Below are 12,255 nucleotides of genomic sequence, written 5' to 3' on the forward strand. Positions count from 1 at the left end.
CCGCGCCGTCGCAGCCGTTACTTCTCGAGCGTGTACGGCCAGGCCACCAGCCCGCCTTCCATGACTGTCACGTTGTCGTAGCCGTTGGCCGCGAGCACGCGCTGGGCTTCGTAGCCGCGCATGGACACCTTGCAGTAGGTGATGATCGGGGTGTGCTTGTCGGCCGGCATCTCGCCCAGGCGCTTGCGCAACTGTCCCAAAGGAACGAGGGTTTCGCCCAGGCCCAGGCGCATCTCATCGTATTCCTTGGGGCCGCGCACGTCGAGCAGGAAGGGATGTTCCCCGTTGCTCACGCGCGCCTTGATCACGGTGCTCGGTTCCCCGCGCATGAGGCCGCGCATTTTGTTTTGCAGGATGTGGGCCGTGGCGATGGCATGGTCGATGGCCAGGGAAAAGGGAGGCGCGTAGGGCAGGTCGGCCATGGCCACATCGTCCACGGTGAGGTTGCCGAGGATGGCCATGGCCATCTCCGCGGTCTGGCGGTTGACGTCGCCCGGACCCACGCAGGCGAACCCGAGGATACGGCCGGTGCCCGCCTCGGCGATAAGCTTGGAGATCACGGGGTTGGCCCCCATGAAACCGGGCTTGTCGGGGCTGGCGTTGATCGCGGTGACAACGTCGAAGCCGGCCTCGCGGGCGCGCCGCTCGGACAGGCCCGTGCTCGCGGCGGCGAAATCGAACACCTTGCAAATGCCGCTGCCGATGGTGCCGGGGAAACTTGCCACGTCGCCGAGCACCGCGTTTTCGCCTGCCACCCGGCCTTCCAGGTTGGCCAGGTCGCCGAAGGGGGCGTGCATGGGCTTGCCCGTCAAGCGGTTGAGCACCTCCACGCAGTCGCCGGCGGCGTAGATGTCCGGGTCGGAGGTGCGCATGCGGGAGTCGGTGACGAGCCCGCCCGTGGGGCCGAGCGCCAGCCCGGCGGCCTTGGCCAGGGCCGTGTTGGGGGCCACGCCGATGGCCATGACCACGAGGGACGCAGGCAACTCGCGACCGTCGGCCAGGCGCACGCCGGCCACCTTGCCGTCCTTGCCCAGAATTTCAGTTATGCCGATGCCGGTGAGGATCTTCGCGCCCTTGGAGCGGGCGTGTTTCTCCATGACAAGCGCGAGTTCGAGATCGAGAAAACCCAGAATCTGTGGCAGGGCCTCGACCACGGTCACGTCCATGCCGGCTGTGACCAGCGCCTCGCAGGTCTCCATGCCGATGAGCCCGCCGCCGACGATGACCGCCGCCTCGCCCTTGTTTGCGGCGGCCACGGCGCGCAGGCCGTCGGCGTCGGCCAGGCTCGACAGCGTGGTGACGCCATGAAGCTCGCGGCCGGGGATGGGCGGCACCTTGGGTACGGAACCCGTGGCCAGGATCAGCTTGTCGTAAGGGAGTTCGCCGGCTTCGCCCGTGGCCGTCCGTTTCCAGGCGACGGTCCTGGCCTCGCGGTCGATGGCCGTGACCTCGGTGCCGACCAGGGCCGTGATGCCCTTGGCGCCGCCGAAAAAGGCCGGATCGCGCACCACGCCGGCCGGGGTGCACAGAAGCATGTCGCGGCCCTTGACCTCGCCGGCCACGTAATAGGGGTAGCCGCAGGAGGCCATGGAGAGTTCCGGGGCCTTCTGCACCAGGGTGACTTCCGCCTGTTCGTCCAGACGTTTGGCCCGGGCAGCGGCCTTGGGACCGGCTGCCGTGCCTCCGATGACGACGATGCGCTTGCTGGGCATGGGTGTTTTCCTCCGTATTCGGTTTTTCGTGTATGGACAGGCCGCTGCCGCGACCTTGCGGGCGGTCGAATTCACGGAATGGTTCATACCGTAAATCAAATTTGGCCGCAATGACGGAGCCGGGGAAATTTCAAAAAGAAAGAATAGAGACGAGAAAAATAGGGAATCCTAGCGGGGGGTTCTGGCGGCGGCGGTCAGGGCGTCGAGGGTCAGGCGGGCGGTTTGCGCCCAGGTGAAGCGGGCTTCGTTGGCGAAGCCGCGCCGGATGAGGTCGGCGCGCAACGCGGCGTCGGCGAACACGCGGACAAGCGCGTCGGCCCAGGCGTCGGCGTCGGCGGGCGCGACGAGCAGCGCGCCGTCGCCGGCCACTTCGGGCAGGGACGTAGCCGCCGCGCACACGACCGGCGTGCCGCAGGCCTGCGCCTCGAGCACCGGCAGGCCGAAGCCCTCGAAAAGCGAGGGAAAGGCCAGGGCCAGCGCGCCGTGGTAGAGAAGCGGCATCTCGCGCCGCGCCACGTGCCCGAGCCGTCGCACGCGTCCGGCAAGGCCCAGCTTCGCGACCGTTTCGCTGAAATCCTCGCTCCAGGCGAGGCCGCCGGTCACGGCCAAATCGCACGGCAGGCGCGACCCGGCCCGGGCAAAGGCCGCAAGCAGCGTGCCCAGGTTTTTTCGCGGCGAGATGTTGCCGGCGTAGAGGATGTAGGGCTTCGTAAGACCCTGGCGCTCCCGGAAGGCGGCGACGTCCGCAGGCGCGACCGGCGCTTTGTAAAGGGGGTCGCAGGCCAGCGGCGTGACCGCCACCTGCTCGGGCCGGGCCCGGGTCAGGCGCAGCACGTCGGCGCGCGTGTGCTCGGAGATGGCCACAAGGCGCTCGGCCCGGCGCGCGGCGTAGCGGATGAAGCGGCGCATGTAGAGGGTGTCGCCGCGCTTGTACATGCGCAGTGTCGGGTGGAAATAGCCGAGGTCGAGCATGGCCACCACGGCCGGGCAGGGGATGCCCGCGGGCATGTTGGAGGAAGGGAAGAAGACGACGTCGGGCTTGTCCTTTTTCAGCGCCCGGGGCAGGGCCAGCCAGTCGAAGGCGAGGCGGTTTCGCGTCGGCAGCACCCGCTCCGTCGCTTCGGGAAACGTGCCCACATGGCGTTCGTCGGGGTAGTAGAGCAGGCATTCGTGCCCGCCGGCGTCGAGGATCGCGCGCACAAGCCCCAGCAGGTATTCCTTGGGGCCGCCGGAGGGATAGTCCAGGGTGCGGGCGTTGACGGCGATGCGCATGGCGGCCTCAGCCGATCAGGCCGTGTTTTTTGCGGGCCAACGCGCGCAGGGGCTCGATGCGCGCGTTGACGCACGACGGCAGGTGGCGGCCGCGAAGGAGCGCGCCGCACTGGGCCGCAAGCGATTGCACGCGGATTTCCACGCCCACGAGCTTGATGAGGAACTCGTGCCACGCGCCCGTGCCGTGGCGGTGCTGGCAGGCGTATATCTCCCGTTTGAACACCTCGCGCCAGGTGGCGGTCTTGGCCGAGGGATGCAGGCGGAAGGTGGCGACGAGACGGGGGATGCGCACGATTTTCCCTTGCCGGCTGATGCGCTCGAACAGGTCGTAGTCCATGCAATAGGTAAAGCGCGTGTCCATGCCCCCGGCGGCGCGGTAGGCGTCGCGCCGGAAAAAGGTCGATTGCTGCGGCACGGCCATGGCGTAGCGCATCTGGCGGTGGGAGGGGGCGAGCACGGTGTCGAGCATGACCGGCCGGCCTGCGGGGTCGGTCAGGAGCGTGTCGCCCGTGACCATGACCGCTTCGGGGTGGCGGGCGAAGGCTTCGGCCACGGCGGCCAGTACGTCGTTGTCGCACAGCGTGTCGTCGGAATTGAGCCAGCCCATGACCTCGCCCGTGGCCATGGCGAAGCCCTCGGCCAGGGCCGCGGTCTGGCCCGCGTCCGGGGCCGAGCGCCAATACGCGAGCCTGCCGTCCCATTGTTGCAGGATGGACGGCGTTTCGTCCGTGGAGCCGCCGTCGAGGACGATGTGTTCGACGGCCACGCCTTTTTGCGCGGCCACGCTTTCAAGCGTCTCGGGCAGGAATGCCGCCTGGTTGAAGGACGGCGTGACCACCGTGACCTTGGGCAGGCGCAGGGGAGCCCTACCCGAGGCCTCATGCAGGGCGTCGTAGACGTTTTGCGCGCAGGCCGCCCAGGAAAACGCCGCCGCGCGCATAAGGCCCAGGGCGACCTGCCGCTCGCGAAGCGCGTCGTCGGTGCGCAGGCGACGCAGCAGGGTGGCAAGGGCCGCGTCGTCGTCCGCCGGGAAGGGCAGGCCGGCGATGCCGGCGGCTTCGGGCAGGGAGGCGGCGTCGGCATAGGCCACGGGCACCCCGCTGGCCATGGCCTCGAGCAGCGGCAGGCCGAAACCCTCGTAGCGTGAAGGGAAAAGGAAGGCCGCCGCGCCCCGGTAGGCCAGGGCCACGTCGTCGTCCGGCAGATAGCCCAGGGGAATGACGCTCTCCGGGGGCGTGCCGGCCGGCAGCAGCGTAAGCAGCGCCTGCGGGTCGCCGTGGCCGATAAGCGCAAGCTGCGGCCGGGGGCCGTCCGCGTCCCGGTGCAGCCGGGCCAGGGCGCGCAGGGCGACGCCGAGGTTCTTGTGGGGCATCAGGTTGCCCACGCACAGGAGATAGCCTTCCCGCAGCCCGTGCCGTGCACGGAAAGCGTCCAGGAGAGCGGCGTCCCCGGATGCAAGCGGCCGGAAGCGGCCGTGGTCCACGGCGCAGAGGTCCGTTGGGCGCGTGCGCGCGGCCATGGGGCCGTAGACGCGCAGCATTTCCCGGCGGGTGAAGGCGGAGAGCGTCAGCGGAATCGTCAGGCGCTTGAGGCTCGCCCGCTGGCGCAGGGCGAAGACCCAGCGGATGTGCCGGGCCAGGGTTTCGGGATGGCGCTTCCACAGGACGTCGTTGACCACGCCCACGCTACGGCCGCGAAAGGCCAGCGGCAGCAGGCCGTCCGGGGCGTAGTGCACGTCCGCGCCGGCTTGCAGGATTTGCCAGGCCATGCCCGTCTGCTGCCAGGCGTAGAGCGACGGCACATTGACCGTCCGTGCCGTCAGGCGTCCGTCCGCGACAAGCCCGCACGCCGTGGCGTTCACCAGCGGCTTGCCGGAAACGAGCGTGATCGTGTCGCCGCGCGCGGCGGCAAGCGCGGCCAGATGCGGCAGAATGGATTCCAGGCAGCGGCCGATGCCGGTGCGCTGGGGATGGGAAAGGGTGCTGGCGTCGATGGTGATGCGCATGGGTATCCAGGGAGTTGGCAGCGCCGGAAAGGCGGATGCGTTGACATGCGTCAATTCCATCGAATATGCAACCGGCGGCATGCAGGCGTCAAAAATGGTCATGGTCGTGCGGCGGCCGCGCCCCGGCTCTTTCTGGTCGGGTCTTTTCGCCGGCCTTTCCCCCGTGGCCTTTGCCCGGCATTTCTGGAAACGCCGCGAGGTGCTGGCCACCTTTGCCCGCATCGAATTCCTTTCCCGCTACCACGGCGCGCAGCTCGGCGTGCTCTGGGGCCTGGTTTCCCCGCTGGCCACCCTTGCCGTCTACACCTTCGTCTTTTCCGTGGTCTTCAAGCCGTCCTGGGCCGGCGGCGGGCAGGGCGGCGTGGCCGGGTACGCGCTCATCCTTTTCACCGGGCTGGCCGTGTTCGAGGTTTTCGCCGGCTGCGTGAACCGCACGCCAAGGCTGCTTTCGGAAAACGTCAATTTCATCAAGAAGGTCCTCTTTCCCCTGGAGATCTTGCCCGTCGGCATCCTCTGCGCCGCGGCCATGGAATCCCTGGTCAGCCTCGCGCTTGTCGCCCTTGGCGTGCTCGCGACCACGGGGACGCTCCACTGGACTCTTTTGCTTGCGCCGCTGGCCTATCCGCCGCTTTGCATGCTCACGCTCGGGGTGTGCTGGCTGCTCGCGCCGGTCGGCGTCTTTCTCAAGGACCTCGGCAACATGGTCGGGGTCATCGTGCAGCTCTATTTCTTCGCCACGCCGATTCTCTATCCGCTCACCGCCGTGCCCGAGCCTTACCGGTCGTTGTTGGCCTTAAACCCCCTGCATCCCGTGGTCGATCACCTGCGCCGCACCATCCTCTGGGGCCAGATGCCGGACTGGGCCGCGCTCGGCTGGGTCACCCTCGCCTCGGCTGCGGTCATGCTCGTCGGGTATGCGTTTTTTTCAAGCGTCAAGAGGCTTTTCGCCGATGCCGTCTGATGCCGTGACCCCGGTCATCGCCGCCCGGGGCGTCTCCAAGATGTACGAGCTCTACAGCCGTCCCCAGGACCGGCTGCGCCAGCTCCTTTTCCCCGGCGGCAAGCCGCTTTTCCGCGAGCACTGGGCCCTTCGCGACGTCTCCTTCGAGGTCATGCCCGGCGAGGCCTTCGGCATCATCGGCAAGAACGGGGCCGGCAAATCCACCCTGCTGCAAATCCTCGCCGGCGTGCTCGAACCCACGGCCGGCGAGGTGGTCCTGCCCGAGCGCACCACGGCGCTTCTCGAGCTCGGCTCCGGCTTCAAGCCGGAATTCACCGGCCGGCAAAACGTCTACGTCAACGCCGCCGTGCTCGGCATCCCGCGCAATATCGTCGAGACGCGCATGGACGATATCGCCGCTTTCGCCGACATCGGCGTCCACTTCGACCAGCCGGTCAAGACCTATTCGAGCGGCATGTTCCTGCGCCTGGCCTTTGCCGTGACCACGAGCCTCGAGCCCGAAGTCCTCATCATCGACGAGGCGCTGGCCGTCGGCGACGTCTTTTTCCGCCAGAAATGCTACCAGCGCCTGGAAGGGCTGCTCGCGCGCGGCACCGTGGTCGTGCTCGTCTCCCACGCCATGAACGACGTGGCCCAGTTCTGCCACCGCGCGCTTTTTCTCGAACGCGGGCGCACGATCTTTTGCGGCGACGCCGCCGCGGCGGTCAAACGCTACATGGTCGGCCCCGGCGCCAAGTCGGCCACGGCGGCTGTCGCGGCGCAGCCGATAGACCACCTGCCGGCCGAGGATGCCGACGCCGGCTTCTGGCCAGCGCCCGAAGCCTTCCTCGACCTCGCGGCCGTGGCCGCCGCCGAAAACGGCTTCGCCACGCTCACCCACGTGGCCGTGTGCGACGCCGCGGGCAATCCCTGCCGCGCCTTCGAGCAGGGCGAGACCGTGTCCATCTTCTGCCGCTACGCCGTCACGACCGATATCGAGGTGGCCGTGGCCGGGGTGGAACTCATTAACGACAAGCGCATCATCGTCTTCGGCAAGAACACCCTGCAATTCGACTGTGAACACCCGACCGCGACGCCGGCCGGCGCCATCGTGCGCGTGCGCTTCGACCTTTCCCTCGACCTCGCGCCGGGCGAATACACGTTCAACCTGGGCTTTTCGACGATAAGGCGCGAGGATTTCGCGCGCCGGGCGGCGCTTTCCCACCAGGAACTGGAAAGCCGCACCACGGTCATCTCGATCCTGACCCGGGCCGGCGATTTCATGGTCACCTTCCGCAGCCGCGACACCACGCCCGTGCAGCTCACCCACCACGGCGTGGCGAACCTGCCCGGAAGCGCGACGATGCAGTTGTATGGGGAATGGAGAGGGGAGGAAGACGCCTCCGGCGGCCAGGAGGGGCCCTGCCCCTCCTGGACCTCCCGAAAGGGGTAAATTCCCTGGCGGCCGCAATGACGAATGCGCTCCGTTGCGCCGGCGGCCAAGGCTCCGCCTCGGACCCCCGACGTTTTTTCCCCTTTGGGGCTGATGGTACAATCTACTGTTCATGATATTACCCCCCTTTTAAAATTTTTGGGGAAGGAGGGGGCTCGGGGGGAGGGAACCCCTTTTTTCAAAAAGGGGTTCCCTCCCCCCGATTCTTTCTCCCCTGGAGCGCGCAATGCGGCAATGCTGGTGTGGAGTGGGCGGGCTCGAGCCCTTCAGCGACGGGTACATGCTGTGTCCGGCCTGCGGCACGTTGGTGTCGCGGGAGGAGCGCGCCGAAGGCTACGGCCGCGACTACTGGTACGGCCATCAGGAGGCCGACCTGGGCCAGCCGTCCATCGAGGCCCGGGCGAGGCTCGATTTGCCGGAGCGTTGCGTCTACTGGCTGCGGCGGTTCTTGCGCGCCTGCCTGCCCCCGGGCGACGTGCTGGAGCTTGGCTGCGCCCACGGCGGCTTCACGGCCCTGTTGATGCGGGCGGGATTTTCCGCCCGGGGCCTGGAGCTCGACGCCTCCGTGGCCGGGCTTGCCCGGGACACCTTCGGCGTCTCCATGCTGACCGGCCCCCTGGAGGAGCAGGACATCGCGCCGGGGAGCCTCGCCGCCGTGGTGCTCATGGACGTGCTCGAACATCTGCCCGATCCCGTGGGCCTGCTGCGCCGGGTGATGGGCCTTTTAGCCCCCGGCGGCGTGGTCTTCGTCCAGACGCCGCGCTTTCCGGCGGGCATGACCCACGGCAGCCTTGTTGCGGCGGAAGATCCTTTCCGGAGCATGCTGCTGCCCGCCGAACACCTCTATCTTTACAGCGAAAAAGCCGTACGCGAGCTTTTTGCTTTCGCCGGCATGGACCATTTGCGCTTCGAGCAAGCGCTTTTTCCGTATGACATGCTGTTTACGGCAAGCCGCGCGCCGCTTGCCGACCATGGCCGCGAGGCAATGGCGCAGGCGCTTTTGCGCACGCCGGACGGCCGGTTCGTCCTGGCCATGCTCGATCTGGCCGCGCGGGCCGAGGCGGCCGAGGCCCAGGCCGCGAAGCTGTGCGGCGACGACGCGGCCGCGCGCGGCGGGCTCGAGGGCGTCCTCCGCGAGACGACTTCGGGCTGGGTGAGCCAGGGGCGCTTGCCCGAACTGGTGAATAAGGCGCTCCTGCGCGTCGGGCGCGTGGCCTGGATGTACAACAAGGCCGTCAAATACGTGCTGGCCAGGCGCATGGCCCGAAGCGAGCTTCCCGCGCGCGCGTCAGACGGCGAAGCGCTCGTGCTCGTGGACCTGACGCCGGTGCTCCCCGGCGGGGACAACGGCGGGGCCAAGCTCATGACCATATTGCTCCTGCACGAGCTGCGCGCCATGCGGCCGGACTGGCGCTTCGTGTGCGTCGTTTCCGACGCCGCCTACGAGGAGCTCGCGCACCTGGACGCGCCGAACGTGGAGCGGGTGCGCGCCGGCGTCATCGGCATGGTCCGGGGCATTTCAACCTGGCGGGGCAGGAAGGTCGATCTGCTTTTTTGTCCCTTCACCATGCCCTATTACCAGCACCCCGACGTGCCCGCCGTTTCCGTGATTTACGACCTGCAATACGCCTATTATCCGCAGTTTTTCACACCCGAGGAGGAAGCGGGGCGGGAGCGGACGTTCCTGACCGCCGCGAGGGCCTGCGAGCGGCTGGTGTGCATCTCGGACTTCGCCCGCGATACGGTGCTGGAGCAGGGCAACGTGCCGCCGGGCCGCACGGCGACCATCCACATTTCCCTGCCGCGCCGGCTCTCTCGCACCGCACCCGAGGCCGTGGCCGCCGCGCGGGCGCGCCTGGGCCCTGGAGACGATCCCTATTTCCTCTATCCCGCCAATTTCTGGCCCCACAAGAACCACCGCATGCTGCTGACGGCGTTCGGCATGCTCTGCGCCGCGCGGCCCAAGGATTCGGTGCGCCTCGTGCTCACCGGCGCGGACACGGGCCTGCGCCAGGAGCTCGGTCGCGCCGTGGCGCACCTCGGGCTCGAAGGGCGCGTGGTTTTTGCCGGCTACGTGGCCGACGAAGAGCTTTCAGCGCTTTTGACCGGCGCGGCTGCACTGGTTTTCCCCTCGCTCTTCGAGGGCTTCGGCATGCCGCTCGTCGAGGCCATGGCCGTGGGCACGCCCATCGTCTGCGCAAACGTCACGAGCCTGCCCGAGGTCGGCGGCGAGGCCGCGCTCTACTTCGACCCGCGCCGCCCCGACGACATGGCGCAGGCCATGGGCCGCATCCTGGACGAGCCGGTGCTCGCCGCGGCGCTTGTGGCCAAGGGGCGCGAACGCCTGTCCGTCTTCGGCGGGCCCGAGGACATGGCGCGCAAGTACCTCGCGGTCTTTACGGACGTGCTCACGCGCCCCGTGTCCCAGAGCACGGCCGTGCGCGGGCTTTACGGCGACGGCTGGTGCGGCGCGCGGCTCTTCGTCGCCTACGGTCCGGCCGCGCACCGCCAATGGCTGCGGGCGCGCTTCGCCTTGCCGGCGGAGGCTCCTTCTGGCCGCGTGCGCATCGAGGCCTTTCTCGACGGCAAGCGCATCGGCCCGGCACGCACACTTGCCCGGGGCAAGGAAACGTCCTTTTCCATCGATCTCGCGCCCCACGGCGGCTATGTGGAATTCTTCTTCGACGGTGCGCGCCGGGGGGAAGGCGCGGACCGGCGCAAGCTGGCCGCGCGCTGCCTGGAGCTGCGCCTGACCGACGGCGCGCGCGAGGTCGATCTGCGCTACGACGAGGCGGCCCATGGCTAGGCCGAGCATCAGCGTCGTCACGCCCTCGTACAACCAGGGGCGCTTCATCGGCCGCACCATCGAAAGCGTGCTCTCCCAGGGCGTCGACGGTCTGGAATACGTGGTCATGGACGGCGGCAGCACGGACGAAACCGTAAGCATCCTGGAACGCTATGCGGCGGCGGGGAAGCTGCGCTACGTGAGCGAACGCGACAAGGGCCAGCCCGACGCGGTCAACAAGGGCATCGCCGCGACCTCGGGCGAGGTCATCGCCTGGCTCAATTCCGATGACGTCTATTTCTCGGGGGCCTTTGAAGCGGTACTTGAAGTTTTCGAAAAGAATCCTGAAGTGGATGTCGTTTACGGCGACGGGGACCACATCGACGTGGACGATGCCGTGATCGAGCCGTACCCGGCCGAGCCCTTCGACCTGGAGCGCCTGAAAAGCCGCTGCATCCTTTGTCAGCCGGCGGCGTTTTTCCGGCGACGCATCGTGGAGCGCCTGGGCGTGCTCGACCTGCGCTGGCAGTACACCCTCGATTACGAGTTCTGGCTGCGTCTGGCCAAGGGCGGCGCGGTCTTTGCCTATCTGCCGCGAAAGCTCGCCGGGTCTCGCTTTTACCCGCAGACGAAGACGTCTGGCGCAAAGCTTAAGGTGCACGCGGAAATAAACGACATGCAGGTCGCGACCTTCGGCCGCGCGCCGGACCGCTGGCTGGCCAATTACGCCCATGCCCTGGTGCGTGAGAAGTGGCGGCTTCGGGAGGGGGGACCGCTTTTCACCCCGGCCGTGGCCCTGGCGTCCCTTGGCGCTTCCCTGCGCTGGAACCGGGGCGTTTCGCCGGCCCTTTGCCGCGCGGCGGCGTCCTGGCTTTCACGCGGACTTCTTTTCCCGGACGCGTCCTTATGAAGATCGGCTTCGACGTCTCCCAGACCGGCGCGGGCAAGGCGGGCTGTGGCTACTTCGCCGCCGGGCTGCTCGATGCGCTTTCCCGCGTGGATGAACGCAACGAGTATGTCCTCTATCCCGCGTTCGGCGATTTTTTCTGGGAGCCGCGCCCCAAGGCCTGCCTGCGCCCGGCCGGCGGGCGCTTCCGCACGGGGCCGACGTTTCGCCAGTTCACGTCCCAGAAGCGCTTCTTTCGCCAGCCGCCGCCGGATTTCGAAGCCCGCCTCGGCGCGCCGGACATCATACACGCCAACAATTTCTACTTCCCCACGGGGCTTTCCCGGGCGCGCTGCGTCTACACGCTTTACGACCTGTCGTTTCTGGTCGAGCCGGCCTGGACCACCGAGGGCAACCGCACGGGCTGCTTCGACGGCGTGTTTCGCGCCGCGACTGCAGCCGACTGGATTGTTTCCATTTCCGAATATTCCCTTAAGCACTTCTTGAAGGTTTTCCCGCGCTATCCCCGGGAGCGGACAACGGTCGCGCCGCTGGCCAGCCGCTTTTGCGAAACCTCGCCGCGCGAGAAACCGAAGGCCGTCGGCGACCTTGCGCCGGGCGGCTTCTGGCTGTGCGTGGGCACCATCGAGCCGCGCAAGAACCACGAGCGCTTGTTCGCGGCCTATGCGGCCTGGCTGCGCGAGACGGGCGGGGACATGCCGCTGGTGCTGGCCGGCGGCAAGGGCTGGCTCATGGACGACGTGGCGCGCACGGTGCGCGAGCTCGGCATCGCGGACAAGCTCGTTTTCACGGGCTACGTCTCCGACGCCGAACTGGCGTGGCTCTACGCCTCGTGCCACGCCTTCCTTTATCCGTCGCTCTTCGAGGGCTTCGGCCTGCCGGTGCTCGAGGCCATGAGCCTGGGCGCGGCGGTTGTCTGCTCCGACGCGACTTCGCTTCCCGAGGTCGCCGGCGACGCGGCCGTGCTGGTCGATCCCCTGGACGTCGGCGGGCTGTGCCGGGCCATGGCCGCGGTCACGGACGACGCGGCCCTGCGCGAGGGCCTGCGGCGCAAGTCGCTCAAGCGGGCGGGGCTTTTTTCCTGGGAAAAAACGGCGGGCGCAGTGTTGGCCTGCTATAACAGGTTGTGTTCTTGCCCGTAGAGGCGGCGTTGCACGGGCAAGGCCGTCGTCACGGGAAAT

At 68.1% G+C, this 12,255-nt stretch carries 8 protein-coding genes; 5 read left to right on the forward strand and 3 right to left on the reverse strand.

Annotated features, from left to right (window positions below; translation table 11 throughout):
* Positions 1–17: 17 nt before the first annotated feature.
* From Q368_RS0109705 to Q368_RS0109715, 3 genes are all read right to left on the reverse strand, one after another.
* Entirely contained in the window at positions 18–1,712 is a 1,695-nt protein-coding gene (locus Q368_RS0109705) for an FAD-dependent oxidoreductase (RefSeq protein WP_029458873.1), read from the reverse strand.
* A 168-nt stretch (positions 1,713–1,880) separates the two neighbouring features.
* Positions 1,881–2,984, reverse strand: coding sequence for a glycosyltransferase family 4 protein (locus tag Q368_RS0109710; RefSeq protein WP_029458874.1), 1,104 nt, complete (start codon positions 2,982–2,984; stop codon positions 1,881–1,883).
* A 7-nt stretch (positions 2,985–2,991) separates the two neighbouring features.
* Positions 2,992–4,989: a glycosyltransferase gene (locus Q368_RS0109715; RefSeq protein WP_029458875.1), complete on the reverse strand. Its 1,998-nt coding sequence runs from the start codon at positions 4,987–4,989 to the stop codon at positions 2,992–2,994.
* A 40-nt stretch (positions 4,990–5,029) separates the two neighbouring features.
* Between Q368_RS0109715 and Q368_RS0109720 the strand changes: the two genes are divergently transcribed.
* The 5 genes from Q368_RS0109720 (at position 5,030) to Q368_RS0109740 (ending at position 12,216) form a co-directional block, all read left to right on the forward strand.
* Entirely contained in the window at positions 5,030–5,950 is a 921-nt protein-coding gene (locus Q368_RS0109720; protein WP_245611315.1) for an ABC transporter permease, read from the forward strand.
* A complete protein-coding gene (locus Q368_RS0109725; RefSeq protein WP_052360096.1) occupies positions 5,940–7,382 on the forward strand; it encodes an ABC transporter ATP-binding protein in 1,443 nt (480 codons plus the stop codon). The genes Q368_RS0109720 and Q368_RS0109725 overlap by 11 nt, the downstream gene beginning before the upstream one ends.
* A 226-nt stretch (positions 7,383–7,608) precedes the next feature.
* Positions 7,609–10,188, forward strand: coding sequence for a glycosyltransferase (locus Q368_RS0109730; protein WP_029458878.1), 2,580 nt, complete (start codon positions 7,609–7,611; stop codon positions 10,186–10,188).
* Entirely contained in the window at positions 10,181–11,077 is an 897-nt protein-coding gene (locus Q368_RS0109735) for a glycosyltransferase family 2 protein (RefSeq protein ID WP_029458879.1), read from the forward strand. The genes Q368_RS0109730 and Q368_RS0109735 overlap by 8 nt, the downstream gene beginning before the upstream one ends.
* Positions 11,074–12,216: a glycosyltransferase family 4 protein gene (locus Q368_RS0109740; RefSeq protein ID WP_029458880.1), complete on the forward strand. Its 1,143-nt coding sequence runs from the start codon at positions 11,074–11,076 to the stop codon at positions 12,214–12,216. Before Q368_RS0109735 ends, Q368_RS0109740 begins: the two co-directional genes overlap by 4 nt.
* Positions 12,217–12,255: the final 39 nt, after the last annotated feature.

It is taken from the genome of Solidesulfovibrio alcoholivorans DSM 5433, assembly GCF_000702665.1.
Classification (GTDB): domain Bacteria; phylum Desulfobacterota; class Desulfovibrionia; order Desulfovibrionales; family Desulfovibrionaceae; genus Solidesulfovibrio; species Solidesulfovibrio alcoholivorans.